The sequence below is a fragment of the Aquibacillus koreensis genome (genome assembly GCF_025154055.1).
GTDB classification, from domain to species: domain Bacteria; phylum Bacillota; class Bacilli; order Bacillales; family Amphibacillaceae; genus Aquibacillus_C; species Aquibacillus_C koreensis.
Window position 1 is genome coordinate 59,415 of record NZ_JAOALK010000053.1, and the last position, 17,165, is coordinate 76,579.

General features: G+C 38.3%; 16 protein-coding genes. 5 read left to right on the top strand and 11 right to left on the bottom strand.

The window, feature by feature from the left end:
• Positions 1-142: 142 nt before the first annotated feature.
• The 4 genes from NYQ66_RS15155 to NYQ66_RS15170 all read right to left on the bottom strand — a co-directional run bounded on the left by NYQ66_RS15155 (position 143) and on the right by NYQ66_RS15170 (position 3,193).
• Positions 143-712 carry a CBO0543 family protein gene (locus tag NYQ66_RS15155; protein WP_259870604.1) on the bottom strand — a complete coding sequence of 190 codons (570 nt, stop codon included), beginning with the start codon at positions 710-712 and terminating at the stop codon, positions 143-145.
• Positions 713-868: 156 nt separating this feature from the next.
• Positions 869-1,750 (bottom strand): anti-sigma factor C-terminal domain-containing protein, encoded by an 882-nt coding sequence (locus tag NYQ66_RS15160; RefSeq protein ID WP_259870605.1) that lies wholly within the window; start codon positions 1,748-1,750, stop codon positions 869-871.
• Positions 1,740-2,249 carry an RNA polymerase sigma factor gene (locus NYQ66_RS15165; protein WP_259870606.1) on the bottom strand — a complete coding sequence of 170 codons (510 nt, stop codon included), beginning with the start codon at positions 2,247-2,249 and terminating at the stop codon, positions 1,740-1,742. The genes NYQ66_RS15160 and NYQ66_RS15165 overlap by 11 nt, the downstream gene beginning before the upstream one ends.
• Before the next feature lie 356 nt (positions 2,250-2,605).
• Positions 2,606-3,193 (bottom strand): CBO0543 family protein, encoded by a 588-nt coding sequence (locus NYQ66_RS15170; RefSeq protein ID WP_259870607.1) that lies wholly within the window; start codon positions 3,191-3,193, stop codon positions 2,606-2,608.
• Between the two features lie 291 nt (positions 3,194-3,484).
• Here NYQ66_RS15170 and NYQ66_RS15175 point away from each other — a divergent pair, with 291 nt between their 5' ends.
• The 5 genes from NYQ66_RS15175 to NYQ66_RS15195 all read left to right on the top strand — a co-directional run bounded on the left by NYQ66_RS15175 (position 3,485) and on the right by NYQ66_RS15195 (position 8,801).
• Positions 3,485-4,102 carry a fasciclin domain-containing protein gene (locus NYQ66_RS15175; protein WP_259870608.1) on the top strand — a complete coding sequence of 206 codons (618 nt, stop codon included), beginning with the start codon at positions 3,485-3,487 and terminating at the stop codon, positions 4,100-4,102.
• Between the two features lie 51 nt (positions 4,103-4,153).
• Positions 4,154-4,915, top strand: coding sequence for a class B sortase (gene srtB, locus NYQ66_RS15180; protein ID WP_259870609.1), 762 nt, complete (start codon positions 4,154-4,156; stop codon positions 4,913-4,915).
• Positions 4,916-5,141: 226 nt separating this feature from the next.
• Entirely contained in the window at positions 5,142-6,632 is a 1,491-nt protein-coding gene (locus NYQ66_RS15185) for a spore germination protein (RefSeq protein WP_407652100.1), read from the top strand.
• A gap of 3 nt (positions 6,633-6,635) precedes the next feature.
• Positions 6,636-7,730, top strand: coding sequence for a GerAB/ArcD/ProY family transporter (locus NYQ66_RS15190; protein ID WP_259870610.1), 1,095 nt, complete (start codon positions 6,636-6,638; stop codon positions 7,728-7,730).
• Positions 7,731-8,801, top strand: a complete 1,071-nt coding sequence (locus NYQ66_RS15195; RefSeq protein WP_259870611.1) for a Ger(x)C family spore germination protein — start codon at positions 7,731-7,733, stop codon at positions 8,799-8,801.
• Positions 8,802-8,954: 153 nt separating this feature from the next.
• On the opposite strand, the gene NYQ66_RS15200 is transcribed toward NYQ66_RS15195, so the two are convergent.
• The 7 genes from NYQ66_RS15200 to NYQ66_RS15230 all read right to left on the bottom strand — a co-directional run bounded on the left by NYQ66_RS15200 (position 8,955) and on the right by NYQ66_RS15230 (position 17,135).
• Positions 8,955-9,692 (bottom strand): SDR family oxidoreductase, encoded by a 738-nt coding sequence (locus tag NYQ66_RS15200; protein ID WP_259870612.1) that lies wholly within the window; start codon positions 9,690-9,692, stop codon positions 8,955-8,957.
• A gap of 20 nt (positions 9,693-9,712) precedes the next feature.
• A complete protein-coding gene (locus NYQ66_RS15205; protein WP_259870613.1) occupies positions 9,713-11,446 on the bottom strand; it encodes a M28 family metallopeptidase in 1,734 nt (577 codons plus the stop codon).
• A gap of 182 nt (positions 11,447-11,628) precedes the next feature.
• Positions 11,629-12,897, bottom strand: coding sequence for a hypothetical protein (locus NYQ66_RS15210; protein WP_259870614.1), 1,269 nt, complete (start codon positions 12,895-12,897; stop codon positions 11,629-11,631).
• A gap of 19 nt (positions 12,898-12,916) precedes the next feature.
• Positions 12,917-13,624, bottom strand: a complete 708-nt coding sequence (locus NYQ66_RS15215) for a creatininase family protein (RefSeq protein WP_259870615.1) — start codon at positions 13,622-13,624, stop codon at positions 12,917-12,919.
• Positions 13,625-13,637: 13 nt separating this feature from the next.
• Positions 13,638-14,774 (bottom strand): M20 family metallopeptidase, encoded by a 1,137-nt coding sequence (locus tag NYQ66_RS15220; protein ID WP_259870616.1) that lies wholly within the window; start codon positions 14,772-14,774, stop codon positions 13,638-13,640.
• Between the two features lie 15 nt (positions 14,775-14,789).
• Positions 14,790-16,178: an amidase gene (locus tag NYQ66_RS15225; protein WP_259870617.1), complete on the bottom strand. Its 1,389-nt coding sequence runs from the start codon at positions 16,176-16,178 to the stop codon at positions 14,790-14,792.
• 6 nt (positions 16,179-16,184) lie between these two features.
• Complete coding sequence (locus tag NYQ66_RS15230) at positions 16,185-17,135, bottom strand: M14 family metallopeptidase (protein WP_259870618.1); 951 nt, start codon at positions 17,133-17,135, stop codon at positions 16,185-16,187.
• Between the last annotated feature and the right edge of the window lie 30 nt (positions 17,136-17,165).

Below are 17,165 nucleotides of genomic sequence, written 5' to 3' on the forward strand. Positions count from 1 at the left end.
GCTACAGTTTACTTTACCGTTAGATACTTCTAGCCATTACAGATACACAAAAAAGGTATTTTCAAAGTGTTTTTTGAAAATACCTTTTTAATTTCCTATATGGAAACGCAAGAACCGTCCCCCTGTTCACATTCAATCTATCTTAGGATGATGTTTTAAAATAGATAAAGACTTTTGTTAGCACAATGGCTAGTAGTAGAATGGCTAGATAATTGAGGAAGAGATAAAAGTAATTCATCCCATTATCTAATTGGATTAAATCCCAAACAACCATGACTGGCTTCACTACAAATGAAAAAACAGCGCTCGTAACAATACCATAAAGGAGTACATTCTTATCGTTATTAATACACCACTGGTAAACCAGCATAAAGGTGACGGGTACAAGGGAAGCATCTAATGCAAAGTTTACTGGCATAATCGGTATAGCCTGAAAAGGATAATACACATAACCTGTCCTCATAGCAATTGCATCCGAATAAGTAAACCAAGTATGAATGTTAAATCCATAAAATCCAATTTGAAAAGCCTTGGTTCTATCAATTTTAAAATAAATCAGAACAAGTGGTACAACTAACATCAAAACAATGATCCAGAATGGTACCGTACCTGCATTCGAGAAGTTTTTCCAATAGTCCAACCACATCGAGACAACCTTTTCTTGGAGAGTCAGGATCTCATCTAGTCTCTCTTCTTGTTCCTTGACCATCATTATGTATCACTCCAACACTTTTTTGGTTAGTATTGGTTAAAAGTTGGAACAATATGATAAATTTTTATCTAACGGACTAAGAGACAGGCACCTCCCCCAGCAGGTGCGCGCGACGACCAATCTCACCTATAGTGGGGCAAAATTCACCGCATCCCACTAATATTTATCTATTGTCACACCTATTGTAGAGGCTCTGACAAAATCCATATTTAAGAATCTTTCTAATTCTTGAGGTGTACCACTAACAATAGCGCCACTTATGGATCGATCTTCCCCTTCTGCGTTTTCCCAGTATGGAAATTCTGAATTAACCGGAATACCATACGCCGCATTGCCGTTTATAATTTTATTCATTTCATTTGACTCTACTTCCTCCTTTGTTCTCGAAGGTACCCATAACCAATCGACATTTTCCTTCCCTAGCACTTCACCTAAATCCTTTTGTACCATTGGCTCTTGAAATGAGAGGGCTATCTCTATGAGTTTGTTTTCATCTAATCCCGTTGCTATATCTAACTCTTGTGGTAAAAAATCATAATCAACACCTGGGAAGTAAAACTCTATCACTCGCTCGTCATTAAAATGATTGTACACAACAGATCTTCCTAAATCGGGATCCCATGGATTATCTTCTATAAATCCACTTCCACGATCGGTCACTTCCACACGTCCAATTGCAGGATAATTCTTTGTCTCGGTATCCCAGACGATTTTCCGATTACCTATTCTTTTAAAATAGGTGGTTTTAGCATCTACACTAAACAAATTATAATGGAATCTTGTATTTCCATAATTAACACCGGCACCTTTTGTTGGTCCATCAGTAAGTATCGGTATAGTCGGTCGGTCTTCCTCTATTTTTTTATGTATCAAATATTGCGAGCCATTATGTATGATAAAAATAGCGACTGTTAGCGTAACGGTGGAAATAAGTATGTATAACCCAATTTGCTTCCACTTTGTTTTTTTTATGTGTTTTTGGAAAGAGGAATTACTTATGAAATCTATGTCATTATTTTGTTTCTTTTTATCGCTCATCTTGTTGGGCCTCCTCATAAAGTTTTAATAGTTTTTTTCTAGCACGATATAAGTTCGTTTTCACTGCACTATTGCCCATCCCTAGTAATTGCGATATTTCAGCATATGATAATTCAGATTCATATTTTAATAGAAGGAGTTCTGCATAAAGTGGTTTTAATTTTGAAAGCAGCTTACTAAACTCTTCTTTACGCTCTTTTGCTAAAACAATAAGATCGGGTAGTTCATGGTCTTGTTGTGCTTCTATTATTTTTTCTTCTATATTAAGTATGTATTTTTTATTTTTGCGACACTGATCATAGTAATGATTTAATGCCACCCGGATTATCCAACTTCGCACTTTAGAGGAACGAATGGAATCTGAATACCTAAGATACTTATATGCTGTTTCTTGCACGGCATCTTCAGCATCCGCACGTGGAACACCTTTTTTTATTAAGTACCGATAAACAATATTGAGTTCTGTATTTAGGGCATCATTATTTATTTGTTTTTCCACTTTCCCTCCCCCTCTGTTTATAAGACGTATGATTTTCGAAAAAGTTTACAAATTATAGGGAGAAAATATGAAGAGATGCTTATTTTTTCCTGTAAGCTCGTCTAAAAAGCAGATGTCAGAGGATGACATCTGCTTTTACGATTCAGAGAGTTGATCTTTCCTCTGCCTTTGTGGCTCTTCGCTAAATTAAATGGATTTTGCGCTAGAATATGTTGAGTTTGCGCTAAATTAGAAAGTAGATGTACTTAAGCTAGTGTTCTATAAAGCGAAGAAGCAGTTTCCAACGATCCACACCTTCTATAAAACATATAATTTTATTAACTTGAAAAGGGCTTGTGAAAGATTGGTCACAAACACTATTTTATAGTGGAGCCCTGCTCAACTCGTTTAACTTTTATGAGAAGCCATCTAAATAATAAACCGATCAAAACGTAAATAGGGAAAGAATAAATGTGTTTCCAGCTATATACCTCGTAAATCCCTAAATATTCTGTTAGTGGTTCGAAAATAAATGAGAAAATAAACGAAGTTGTAATCATCGCAATTAAAAATGACTTCCAACTATTACAAAATTGGTAAATAAGCATAAAAAAGATTGGTAAATGTACATGATGAATTTCGACAATTGGAGGCATAACTGGTATTAACCTATTTGGATAAGACCAAAATACTAATGTAATACCAACTATATCTAAAATAAATCCAGTAGTTCCTACTAAAAGACCAAATGCTGAGATCTCAATAATTCTTTTTTTATCAAGAACGATCATCCATATAATGAACAAACTGATTGTAGTGATTAACAGAAGCCACCAATTAAAAGTAAATACAACACTTGTAAGCCAATAGTCTAGCATCATGTCTCTGATTTGTCTGCGCATTTGGATAATTTCTTCCCACTTAGCATGTATTTGTAGGACATTTAAAAAGTGTAAAAAAGACACAATACTCCTATCCCCTTCATGTAATAATCCTTTATTCCTATATGATTTGCATAATATTGATTTTTATTACGAAATAAAAGGGCAAAACGTTCATCCTTGTATCGTTGGGCAGAGGGACTAGCAGCGCCTTCGAGTCCCTCATCTTGATATAGCAATTTACATACGTCTAAAAAAATTAAATTTTCTAAACCTTATTACTATACAAAAGTTATATAACTATTATACAATTACGTTGCAAATATCTATACAAAACATGTACATTAATTGTACATAAAAGAGGAGGTACCTTAAATGGTTAAAAAGAAAGGATTCATGATGCTCGTAGTGTTTATGTTTATGATGTCGGTGACAAATGCTGTGTTCGCTGACAATCACGAAGAAAGTGCAGATATCGTTGATACAGCGGTTGATGCAGGAAACTTTACGACGTTAGTAGCAGCTGTTGAACAAGCTGGATTGGTTGATGCCCTTAAAGGGGAAGGCCCATTCACTGTTTTTGCTCCTACAGATGAAGCATTCGCAAACCTCTTAGAAGAACTAGATGTAACCGCAGAAGAACTTCTTGCACGGGAAGATTTAGCGGATATCCTTCAGTACCATGTCGTATCTGGCAAAGTGATGGCCTCTGATTTAGAAGATGGAATGGAAGCAGAAACACTAAACGGCCAAAAAGTAATGATTTCACTAGACCCAGTCCAAGTGAACGATGCAAATGTCACAACGGCAGATATTGAAACGTCGAATGGTGTAATCCATGTGATTGATGGTGTATTATTGCCAATGGACGAAGAAACGGAGTCCATTCCTGAAACTGGTCAATCATCAGTTTTACCATACGTTGGTATCACGCTACTCGCTGCGATCATTGGGATCTATTTTTATAGAAGAGAAAGAACTGCTAAAGCATAAATTAACTGGAGGGCTTCGTGCTCTCCTCTTTTGTTAAATGAGGTGACTGTATTGAATAAAAATCGATTCATCATTCTATTTGCGCTTTCTGTTTTCCTTTTCTGCATGTACCAGGTAACGATGCAGGTGTATGCAGGCTACCAAAACGAGCAAGTATATGAAGCGATCCGCAGCAATTATCAAGCAGTGGACACACTACCTAACAAGCATAAACAAGAGCCAAAGGGCCATTTAATAAAAGAGGAGAAACCACAGGAAGTAATGCATGCTTTTAACCCCTTATTAGAGAAAAACGCAGACACGATTGGCTGGGTTACTGTTCCTAATACAGTAATCGATTATCCCGTCGTCAAAACAGAAGATAACGAGTTCTACCTTGATCATAATTTTGAGCAGGAAAATTCGAGTGCTGGTGCAATCTTTATGGATTATCGAAATGCGGGAGATGGCGATGATCGGCATACGATTATTTACGGGCACCATATGAAGGATGGCTCGATGTTCAAGCAATTAACGAAATATCAGTCAAAGGAATTTTTCGAAGAGAACCGAACGATTACGCTAAACACATTATATCAGCAGACGAAGTGGGAAGTATTCTCTGCCTATGTGACTACTACTGATTTCTATTACATCGCTACTCAGTTTCGTTCAAATAGGGATTACCTCGGGTTCCTCAATCAGCTACAAGAGAAATCGATTCATGATACAGCTATGGATTTAAGTGAAGATGATCAGGTGCTTACCTTGTCTACTTGTTCTTATGATTTCGATGATGCTCGGTTTGTTGTGCATGCGAGGAGAGTTAGGTGATATTTTATAATTGTATATAAATAAGAGGTAGTGCTATGAAAGTTGGCACTACCTTTTTTAATGATTGGTAAAAAGAACAAATAGTAATTCCACAAGTATGTCCTCCCCACATGGACACTTCTGCTACTTTGTCTTTCGACAGGGTCTGACCCCGATATGGGAGTAAGATACTTCTAATTGGTTACAATAACTATGCATATTAATTAGTAGAAGTAGGGATGGTTGTATGTTCAGGAGATCAAGGGATAAGTTGTTGAATCAGAGTGCCGTTGATGCTGGTTCAAGTTCTATTGATGAACTGGTAGTTGTTATGAAACAGAGTGACGATTTTAGTCATTTTGAATTCCATCAGATGACCATCTCTTTTTACAAAACATTAGTGGACCAGACAGAAGTGCATCAAGGTATTTTTAGCTACTTTCAAAACAATAGATTTGATCGATTAGAGGAAATCAAACAAGCATTACCGATCGACGATATAACACTTACTTCTGATGTTGATACAGTCAAAGAAAAAATGATGCAGGGCTATTTATTACTTCAGCACGCTACCAATCAACAAGTGCTGTTGATTCCCGCTAAATTATCAAAAGCAAGAGATATAGCTCCTCCAGAAATTGAGTATAGCGTAATTGGTCCAAAGGAAGCATTTGTAGAAGATATGGATATAAATATCAACTTAATTCGAAAACGACTTCCGCTTCCACAATTGCAAGTCAAAGAACTAACAGTTGGAAAATTAACTAAAACAAAAGTTGCGATTATTTATATAGATGGGATTGTTAATCCAGATAATGTAGAAACTGTTACCCAACGTATTAGCGACATAGAGTTTGATCAGATTATAGATAGTTCGTTTATTGCACAAATGATTTCAGACAACTCTAACTCTCCATTTCCGCAACTGATTGATACGGAGCGACCAGACCGGGTAGCAAGTGTACTTTCGGAAGGAAAAGTTGCAGTTATTTGTGATGGGTCACCACATGCTTTAACAGGTCCTACTACATTAGTTGAATTTTTTTCTGCCTATGAAGATTATTTTTTACCTTGGCATATTGCAACGATCTTTCGTATTATACGGCTTTTCGCCATCCTATTTTCAGTATTAATCACACCATTATACGTTGCCGTTCTAACCTATCATTATCAAATTATCCCGATGGATCTACTAGGAACGATTATCTCTTCTAGAAGAGATATACCTTTTCCACCTATTCTAGAGGCGTTAATCTTAGAGCTCACAATTGAATTATTAAGAGAAGCAGGTGCTCGTTTACCGATGAAAATTGGACAAACGATTGGTATTGTTGGTGGTATTGTTATTGGAACTGCGGCAGTAGAAGCAGGACTAACGAGTAATGTATTGCTCATTCTTGTTGCGCTATCAGCCTTAGCATCATTCACCACACCAATATATCGTATCGGTAATACGATCAGACTGATCCGATTTCCATTTATCATTTTGGCGCAATTATGGGGATTGATTGGGGTCTTATTGGCGTTTTTATTCTGTTTATCTCACTTGCTAAAACTTACTTCAATCGGAAGGCCTTATACAGAACCTTTTTATCCGCCTCGCTTGCAAGATTTAAAGGACTCCTTTATTCGAGCTCCTTTTTCTAGTCAAACAAAACGCCCGATATTAACAAGGACGAGTGATACGAACCGGATGAATGCTAGTCGAGTAAAAGCAAAACAAGGAAAAAGGAAGTAACCTATGCGGACTAACACTTACAAACCTGACATTACTGAGCAACTGTCACCGTTTCTGGTTGTTTTTCTAATCCACGCATCCCAAATCGGAGAAGGTATTCTCAGTTTTGAAAGGTTCATTGCAGAAAAAGCTGGACATGATAGCTGGGTCTCTGTTTTATTAACAGGTGGCATTCTATGTCTCATCATCTATCTTATTTACAAAATAGTATTACGCGGAGATGGGGATTTGATAAAAATCCATCAAGACCTCTTTGGTAAATGGATAGGAAATGTCATGACCATCCTTGTTGGATGTTACTTTTTAATTTTATCCATTATTGTTACGCGTTCCTATATTGAGGTTATTCAAGTATGGATGTTCCCAGAGTTATCCACATTCTGGTTTAGTGCTGTTATCGCATTCCTTTTTTATACGTTTATTATTGGAGGTTTTCGTATTGTAGCAGGTCTTGCTTTTTTTAGTGTGATCTTATCCACGTTACTCGCTTCCTTTAAATATGTTGCTTATACAGAGGGATATTGGACTAACTTATTTCCAATGTTTGATCATTCACCAATCGAAATTATGCAAGCCATAAAACCGATGTTCTATAGTTATCTTGGTGTAGAATTGTTACTGATCTATTTGCCTTTTATAAAAAATAAAAAGCAATCACTAAAATGGGCAATCCTTGGAAATCTATGGTCAACATTGGTCTATTTCGTATCAGTTATCGCTATCTTCCTATACTTTAACCAGGACCAACTGCAACACATTGTCTGGCCAACCTTAAATCTATGGAAAGTGATTAACCTTCCTTTTGTAGAAAGGTTTGAGTATATTGGGGTCACGTTACATTTCACAGTAGTCATTGCTACGATTTGCTTATATTTGTGGGCTGCGGCACAAACATTTTTCCGTATATCTAATAGAGGCTATAAAGTAATCACAATCATTATTTTAGTAATGACAGTAGTTGGATGCAACACGGTCGATAATTTTGTTCTAATTGAACAATATACCACGCAAATATCATATGTTGGTTATTATCTCGTTATAATTTATATTCCTTTCCTTTATATCTATCAATCCATCTGGTTAGGAGTGAAAAAATAAATGCGCATACTCTGCAGTCTTTTCATGCTTATGTTTCTTGTCGGATGTGTGAGTTCGAAAATCATTGAGGATATTCAACTTGTGCAGATCAACGGTTATGATCTAACGGCACAAGAACAAATGATTAGAGGTACCATTAGCATTCCACAATATGGTTCAAGTGAGCAAGCAAACGAGGTTAACAACATTGAGTATCATGCAGAATCGCAAACAGCTCAAGATATTCGAACGAAAATCGAAGCAGAAACACCTTATCCAGTTGAATCAGGAAAAACGCTAGGCGTATTATTTGGCCGTGGACTAGCTGAAAAAGGTATTGGTAAGTTAATTGAAGGATTAAGTGAGAATCAAGATTTTGGTCGAAACCTTTTTCTATGTGTCGTAGACGGAAAAGCAGAAACATTGTTGACACAAGAATTTGAAACACAGGATACAATAGCAAAATACGTGGTGGACTTAATTCAAACGAACCAAGAAAAAAATTTCCCAAAAACGAACTTCCATGAGCTGTTATATAGTTTTCATGGGGAGGGTATGGATTTCTTTTTGCCATTTCTATCCCATACGGACAAAGATGTAAAGGTAAGTGGGCTTGCACTATTTAAAGAAGATAAGCTTGTCGATACCATCCCTTTTAAGGAAGTGTTTATCTTTAAGGCACTATATGAAAATAGTGATGATGCCAACTATCAGTTTTTCTGGGCAGAAAAGGATACCTACCTTACGATAAAATCGATCAGTTCTAATGTAAAGGTAAAACAGCTCAAAGATAATAAAATGTCGATCACCATCAATATGATTGGTATTATAACAGAAACGCTTTCGTTAAATATTGATCAGCTTAATGAGGTGAAAAAATTAGAAAGAGCACTTGCAGTAGATATTTCAACAAAAGGACAAGCACTCATCAAAAAGTTACAAGAGCAAGACATAGACCCTTTAAGATTAGGTGACTACGCAAGAAGCCAAACAAGAAATTGGGACTACCAAGCATGGCAGACAAGCTATCCCAACATGGAAATTAAGGTCAATACGAACTTTAAGATTAGTCAATCAAATATCGGAAAGTAGAGGGGTGGGGTCTGACCCTGTCGAAAGACATTTCACATAAATAGTCCACTGTTGACGGACAGTTTGGTCATGAGGATGTGTACCATCTATCTGTCCTCCCTCTAAGGACAAATCTGCTATTTTGTCTTTCGACAGGGTCTGACCCCTTTCAAATCAACCTTGATTGGTTGGTCTAATAATCACTTCATTTATTGCCACTCCATCAGGCTGTGATACTGCATAATATACTGCATTAGCAACATCCTCACTTGTTAAAGATGGCAAGTTTGGATCTTCGAATTTTGGCTTGATGTCTTTGTCGGTAATAAAATTCATAAGTTCTGTATCTACTACGCCTGGCGAAATACTAGTCACTTTTAAATTTGTTTGTGCTAACTCTTTACTTAACCCCTCCATAAAGATTCGGGTTGCAAATTTTGTCCCACAATAAACTGTTCCCGACGGAAATACCCCATGTCCGGCAACAGAGGCTGTGGTAATAATATGCCCCTTATCACGTTCCTTCATATATGGTAAGGCTGCTGCAATGCCATATAATACACCTTTTATATTAACATCCACCATTTGGTCCCATTCATCCACTTTTAACTTGTCCATAAACGATAATGGCATTAATCCAGCATTATTAAACATGACATCAATTTGCCCATATGTTTTAATAGCAAATTTAGCAAGGTCTTGCATACTTTCATAAGACGTTACGTCCGTTACTTTAGAAACTGCAGAACCACCTGCTCTTTCAATCTCTTCCTTTAATTGAATCAAGCGTTCTTCCCTACGAGCAGCTAGTACTACATGTGCTCCTTCTTCAGCAAACTTCTTGGCAGTGGCTTCACCAATTCCACTTGAAGCACCAGTGATTATAATCACCTTATCTTTCACATTAGACATACTTTCTTCCTCCTTTATAGTTAATTTTTCACTTTCATGTTCACGAAGGACTCCGCTATATGGATCGCTTGACGTAGCGTGTACTCCACCTTATTTAACCTTCGTTTTAGGAAGGTTTGCCATTCGAAAAAGGCATTCGAGCCAGGGGTTGTTTCTGCTAGAATAGTAATATCTTTTAACAATGGAAGGGGTGGTTGATTCATCGCTAAATCATGGTCATGTAGATCACCGCTAACATAGTTAAGAGGGATTAAGCAATGAGATAACGCTAATAGTTTCTCGTTTATGACTTTCGCCTCCTCATCCGACCATTCTTGATTTTGAATCATATCGTTTATATTAATCGTCATCTGGTTTAATTGTTCAACACGTTGTAGCGCTAGCGACAAATCAAGCTTGTCTGACGCTAGCTTGTTATAATCTAATAAAGCTTCCTTTAATTCTGTTGTGGCAGCCGCTTGATTAATAGGCAAAATTCTTCTATTACAAGCATCATAGATAACTGCTGCATATACTTGACAATCACGTTGTAGGTTGTCTTTGTCCAGTTTATCTAGCGTATCTTCCGTAGTGTGCCACCACCAGCCAAAACCACCTGATTTTACTCCACCAAACAGCTGGTTTAATGTTTGTGAGGCAACATCGTTACTAATTGGTTGTTCAGAGAGACCCATAAATAATGCTGGGATGCCGATCCCCCAAAACGATTGATCACCACCACGTCCAAAGCGTTTCCCAATGAACTTTTCACCTGTCAATGCTTCCACAAAAGAACCACCGAAATCTTTCGTCTCAACCATACAGTTACTTTCACCAAGAATCGTTGCACCTTTGCCTCCAACCGAATCAATATAAACATGAAGTGTACAATTTTCGTGCAGCTCCTCCCAGTTCATATCACAATAATAAGTCGATCCTGCGTACCTTCCATGGGAATGACCTGACCAAAAGGCGAGACGTAAGCTGCGTCTTAATGACAATTGTTGCTCTTTGATCACGCGCGCGACCTCCAACATCGTAGCATTGGCACTGCCATTATCCATTGCTCCGTAATGCCATGAATCCACATGACCACTGAACAAGACAAATTTCTCCGGTTCCAATTCCCCTTTCAGATCAGCTATTAAAGTAGGGATTTTACGATAGCCCGTATCCACTAGCGTACGAAGCCAAACTGAAACTTGTTTAGAGGGTTGTGCTAGCTTACTTTTAAGGATGTTACCCTCTGTTTCGGTTATCGAAATGACTGGGATTTTCGGTAATTGTTTTTTCGTTTCCGGAGTTGGATTTCCCCATACACGGGAAACAATCATTTCATGCGTAATGGCCCCATTAATAAAGATGGCAGCTAAAACACCTGCATTCTCCAACACTTCAACAGCATTCGGTGTGGCAATACCTTCTGTTAATACAACCTTTCCGGTCAATGCAAGTGGGGTATTCAGATCCTTGACATATACAAGTTCACCTGTTGCTCCTGTTTCGCCAGTTGAAGTGGACATGGAGTGGGTAATACAGGGTAAAGTTTCACCATCAACCTTCAATGATGCTTCTACAGGTATGCTTATGTAACCATCATGAAAACTAAGCTTTGTCTCTAGTCCAAGATTATCTAGTACATTTTGGGCGTACTCGAATGCCCGGAGTTCTTCATCTGACCCCGATAACCTCACTTCCTTTGTAAGTTGTTCTGTATAAGACATTAGCTGATCACCAGATATAGCGTGTACTAATTGTTTTAATTTTTGATTCACATAGAGAACTCCCTTCTGGGGTAACTTAGCTTTTTGTTCCTATTCGTATAGTGACATTTTGATAAAAAAAGATCAGATGAAATGTCTATTCACCTCTCATTTGATCAAACAACCTTCAGAAAAATGCATGGTTAAAGAACCCATGCATCGATCTGTAGTCAACTCAATTAATTCATATTTTATTAGAGGACAAAATCCTCTTTCGCTGTTTTCACACGCTCAAATGGTTGAAAATCTTTACCGATTAATCCGCTAACGGCATCGATAAATGTATTCGTCGTATGTGGTGTATCATATAGCACCTTAAAGAAGTCAGCACGTTTATTTTTGTCAATAGCATCATAGGCTTTCCCAACCATCCACCGGCCGTAGTAATAGCATGGATAGTATGTTTTTTGGACAGGATCGGAATAAAAACGGAAACAGTTATTCGCTTCAATTGATGTTAAATTACCAACAGTAATCATGTAATCGATCGATTCTTCTTTCGTCATCTCGTTGGTGTTATAAAGATAGCAGGCATTCGTTTGTGCCATTCGTTGGAAATCAATATAGTCACGTGCCACTTTATATTGTTGCTTAGCTTCTAATGTAACTCCTTCCGTTTCCTGCTCATCACGATCCCAACCTAAGAACTTTAATGCACTTTCTGGGCCCCCCTCAAACAACGCATTTGTTGGGCTATTAATTAGGTAATAGGATGCCTCTAACGGTAATTTCCCTTGTTTGTATAAGTAATCCCAACGACAGTAAAAGGCTTGGTGCCCAGGATAACCCTCATGTGTCATGATTTGCCCTAGAATAGGTTCTGTCCATGGTCGGTCTATATTAAACGTCAAGTTTCCACGATATCCGCCAACGTACTTAGAATAACCACTCCAAAACACACCGCGCGTAGATTTTATCGTATCGATGCCATCTTCATCCGGAAGACCAATGACGCGTTGCAAGGTACCCATCTTGCTTTTTTTCTTCATTGATTCAGCAACTGCCACCACCTGATCGGGAGCAATAATGGTATCTGCAAGCCAGTTGTCCGCTTTTTCTTTGAGTGAGCCTTTGTAACCAAGATCTGTTAGTCCTTTTTCGACTAACTCTTTTTGCTTGGAAATTGTTTCTTCTGTTATTAATGTGGACGGTAATTCTTGAATGTTGAGGATGTACTCAGAATAAGGAATGTCATCACCTTGTAAACTACGAGCAAAATAGCGATAGGAGTTTACCATTGAACGCAAATATCTTCCTTGATGTCCAGGTATATTCTTAATTTGACCTTCGATTTCTTCGATTTTTAACCCTATGTCTTCCAAAGTGGTTAATGTCGGCTTTACCTCACTATAGCTTGCAGTGGCAGTTTCCTGTCCATGTAGCTTTAGTGTTTGTTCATTTAAACTCAACACAATATCAACAATTGCTTCACCGACTGGGGCTTTCGTCCAACGTAAATTCATAGATATTCCTCCTTGAATTTTATAAAGACCAAAATCTTTCTATATCTTTCAATACCTTCCCGACCAGCAAATCGTATAGTTGCTCACCTTTTTCCCACGTTGCCTCTTCAGCATTTCCTGAAAAACCCTCGGGATAAAGGGCCTTACCTCCATCTTTAAAACGGAATCGTTTAGGAAGAGGAATCTCATGACTACCTACACCTTTTGTATAGGCATAGTTTTCATTTATAGCTAACACTAAAGATGTTTCATCTTCACCGGCATGACCCGGGTCTGGAGCAATTCGCTTAATATCCTCTCGATAGTCAATGAACCAGTTTACTGTAAGTGATTTTACACCCATGTCCGCTAGTTTCTCCGTTACAATGTCTAAGCTTGAATTATTTCCACCGTGCCCATTAAATAGGATGATATATTCAAAACCGTTATGATAGAACCCTTTACAAATATCATAAACATAAGCAGAAAAGGCTTCAGAGGAGATATCTATTGTTCCAGCAAAAGGAGCAAGCCCCCACGAATGGCCATACGTGACTTCTGGGGCCATTAAGACTTTATCTCCAATGGATTCTTCTAAACGCCTGACAAATTCACGTGGAATAAGGACATCTGTCCCTAAAGCACAATGAGGACCATGTGCTTCAATCATACCGATCGGAACTAACACAGTATTTATTTTCCCTTGAATCTTTTTAAAGTCTGTTAAGTTCATCGTCATCATATCCATTGATAAGCGCTCCTTATCTACTATTTCTTTTTATTAACTCTGCAATTAATGCGGCACGATATGGTAAGTTTTCCAGAACAACATGCTCATTTTCAGCATGAGCACCATCACCTACAGGACCTAGCCCATCGATTGTTGGAATGCCTAGCCCAGCAGTCAGGTTCCCATCACTCGCACCACCAGAACTTCCCTGCTCTAATTCGTACCCGTGTCTTAAGGCAATTTCTTTCATCTGCTGATAAAGCCCCATCACCGAGTCTGTCTTTTCCAACGGATAGCGATTGATACCGCCTTGCATTTCAACCATTGTTCCTTTAATAAACGAGGACCGATCTAATAGAGCATGCTCCAATTCATGAGCTTGGTCTTTGGTGCGGAATCGCAAGTCAATATCGGCTTCTGCATAACCTGCAACGACATTGGTGCGTGTCCCACCTGAGATCGTTCCTATATTAATTGACACACCTTCTTCTTTATTATCTAGCGATTTAATATCTGCTATTTGTAACGCCAATTCATCAATCGCACTTGCTCCGGACCAAGGGTCTATACCTGCGTGAACGGATTTCCCGTGAACTATTAGCTTAAATATCCCAATCCCCTTACGAAATGTTTTAACAGCACCGGAATGTGAAATACTAGATTCAGGAACAAAAACCATTTCACTTTTCCTAGCTTCCTCTTCGATTAGAGCACGCGAATGTTCACTACCAATCTCTTCATCCGAAGTAACAAGGAAAACAACTTTCCTTTTACCAAAATGACCGAATTCCTTTAATGCTTTTAGTGCCCATAACGTTACAGCAAGTCCACCCTTCATATCAAAAGTACCCGGACCATATAACTTGCCATCTTCTTTCCGAATTGGGATCGCACCTTGATCCCAAACGGTGTCATAATGACCAATAATCAGAATCTGTTCTGTTTCTGTACCGTCTCCATAGGTAAATCGATACTGATTTCCGACTGCTTCTTTTTCAATTATTTCAACTTTCCCACCAACGAGTGTTTCAAAGCTCTCTTTAAGGACGAGCCCACACTTATCCGTTAGCATTTTATTTTTCGATGGTGATTCCGCTTCTACTAATTGTAATAATGTCTCTTCGATATCGTGTTGATTATTTATTAAATACGTTAATATTTTTGACATAAAATAAATACGCTCCTACTCTCCAGTAAGTATGGTTGGTAGTTTTCTAATATGTGTCTGCTCAAGTTGGTAAGCTGCTTCGAGCAACTCCGTATCATGAAAGTGCGGTGCAACCAACTGCATACCAATTGGAAGGCTATCTTCTGTAAAACCTAAGTTTAATGTGACAGCTGGATGTCCTGAAATATTAAATGGACCAGTAAAAACCATTTCATCTAGCTCTTCACTACCAATAACGGGATCCTCCGCCGGTGCGGGAAACGCTACTGTAGGTGTTAAAATGAAATCCACGTGTTGGAACAGCGCCGAAACAGAATTTGTATAGTGTCTTAGATCTTTTAAACCATTCAAATAATCTATTGCTAGCTGCTTTATTCCTAGTTCCAATTGTTTATATGTCAATGTAGCATATTCCGCTTTTCGCCCCATCCATTTTTGGTGAATGTGAGCTGCTTCTGGTAGAAGTACATTCATCACGATTTCTTCGGTACGGTCCCAGTCACTAATCTCTATTTCAACTAACTCAAAACCATTCAACATCTCAATTTGTTTTAACGTATCCTCATACACCTTTTTAACACTCGGTCTTAGACCAGTGAGCTTTTCTGACGGAAGAATACCAACTCTTTGCGGTTCTTTCTTCACCTTGAATGCATGTAGGTCGATTGCGGTTATCTTACCTGTTAGTGAGTAAGGATCGTTTAGGTCATGACCGGCAATGGCGTCCAAGACCACAGCAGCCTCTTGGATTGTTCTCGTAATAGGTCCAGCATGGTCTAGTGACCAAGATAAAGGGAAAACACCATACGTACTAACCAACCCACGAGTTGGCTTCAACCCTACTACTCCACAATAAGAAGCAGGAATACGAATCGAACCACCCGTATCAGTACCTAATGAAAAGTAACTCGTTCCGCTTGCCACTGCAGCAACGGAGCCACTAGATGAACCTCCCGACGTTTTCGTAACATCCCACGGATTGTTCGTTTGACCAAAATCCGGATGAACAATACCATAAGCAAATTCCAGCATGTTATTTTTTCCTATAAGTACCGCATCAGTTGACGCCAACTTATTTAACACAGTTGCCGTGTAATCTGGTTTGTAATCCGTTAATATATTTGATCCACAGGTGGTTCGTACATCCTTTGTATAAAATAGATCTTTGACGGCGTACGGAATTCCCGCCAACACATGTAAGGACTCGTTATTGAGAAACTTCTTTTCTATCTGGTTAGCTTGTTTGATTGCATCTTTTTCAAAAACAGAAATAAATGCATTTAATATTGGTTCTAGTTCCTTCTGACGCTTTAATGTTTTGTTCACTATTTCGACTGGAGAAACTTCTTTTTTTCGATACAAGTCTGCTATTTCTAAAAATGACCGATCTAGTAAATTAGTCATTACCTCTTATGCCCCCACCGCTAATAATGGATCATTATCGTTGATTGCAAGGGAAGACACTAAGAATAGCACGACACCTTCCGTATTCGAGATAATTTCTTTAACGGTTTCTCCAAATTCATTTGTTAACTTTCCTAATACTTGTCCTTTTGTAACAGATTGTCCGATTACAACTGATGGGTACCATAATCCCTGAAAGTCTGAGCGATACCAATCAAACACCGAGATATACGTTGATTGACTTTGCTTCACTTCACCTTCTAATAATTCTAGGGAAACAAGGATGTTCTTCACACCGTCTTGCAGTTGCACGGAATGTTCTTCACTTAGGATTCCTTGTTGCCCTGCTTCTGCAATAATTGCTGGTGTGCCTTGTTCGGCAGCACAGCCATATGTGGATCCGGGGACTTGACCACTACTACCAATTACATAATCAATATCAAAAAGTGAGGCCATTTGTTTAGATGTTTCTATGACTCTTTCATCTTCGGTTACGTGGTAAATGGTAAATGGTACTAACGCTTCAATCATATCGCCACCATGAAGATCGATGATATAATCTACTTTTTTAAACACCATTTCATTTAACCAGTAGGCTAATCTTTCAGCATCTGTCCCATCTTCTTTACCTGGGAACATGCGGTTTACATTTTTTTGATCTCTTGGGTGAACATAAATGCTGCGAGCATAAAACGAAGCGGGATTTGCAATTGGTAACACAATTACTTTTCCTTTTACTTTAGAGGGAATGAGATCAGTACCGACTTTTTGGGCTGCATCTATGGATGTATATTCACAGCCATGAATACCACCAAGAACAAGCACTTTTGGTCCCTCCTCGGATCCATTTATTAGAAAAGCAGGTAGTTTTTCTTCAACTGTGGGTAGCTCTAAATAATCTTTTATTTTATTACTTTGTGACACGGATAAATTACCAATTTCCCATACACTACTCAATAGAATCTTCCTTTCACCTATGTTATACTT

Bases quoted from the DNA above. Each gene is read 5' to 3' on its own strand.
- NYQ66_RS15155 (WP_259870604.1), bottom strand. From the start codon at position 712: ATGATGGTCAAGGAACAAGAAGAGAGACTAGATGAGATCCTGACTCTC.
- NYQ66_RS15160 (WP_259870605.1), bottom strand. From the start codon at position 1,750: ATGAGCGATAAAAAGAAACAAAATAATGACATAGATTTCATAAGTAAT.
- NYQ66_RS15175 (WP_259870608.1), top strand. From the start codon at position 3,485: ATGGTTAAAAAGAAAGGATTCATGATGCTCGTAGTGTTTATGTTTATG.
- NYQ66_RS15185 (WP_407652100.1), top strand. From the start codon at position 5,142: ATGTTCAGGAGATCAAGGGATAAGTTGTTGAATCAGAGTGCCGTTGAT.
- NYQ66_RS15190 (WP_259870610.1), top strand. From the start codon at position 6,636: ATGCGGACTAACACTTACAAACCTGACATTACTGAGCAACTGTCACCG.
- NYQ66_RS15195 (WP_259870611.1), top strand. From the start codon at position 7,731: ATGCGCATACTCTGCAGTCTTTTCATGCTTATGTTTCTTGTCGGATGT.
- NYQ66_RS15200 (WP_259870612.1), bottom strand. From the start codon at position 9,692: ATGTCTAATGTGAAAGATAAGGTGATTATAATCACTGGTGCTTCAAGT.
- NYQ66_RS15210 (WP_259870614.1), bottom strand. From the start codon at position 12,897: ATGAATTTACGTTGGACGAAAGCCCCAGTCGGTGAAGCAATTGTTGAT.
- NYQ66_RS15215 (WP_259870615.1), bottom strand. From the start codon at position 13,624: ATGGATATGATGACGATGAACTTAACAGACTTTAAAAAGATTCAAGGG.
- NYQ66_RS15220 (WP_259870616.1), bottom strand. From the start codon at position 14,774: ATGTCAAAAATATTAACGTATTTAATAAATAATCAACACGATATCGAA.
- NYQ66_RS15225 (WP_259870617.1), bottom strand. From the start codon at position 16,178: ATGACTAATTTACTAGATCGGTCATTTTTAGAAATAGCAGACTTGTAT.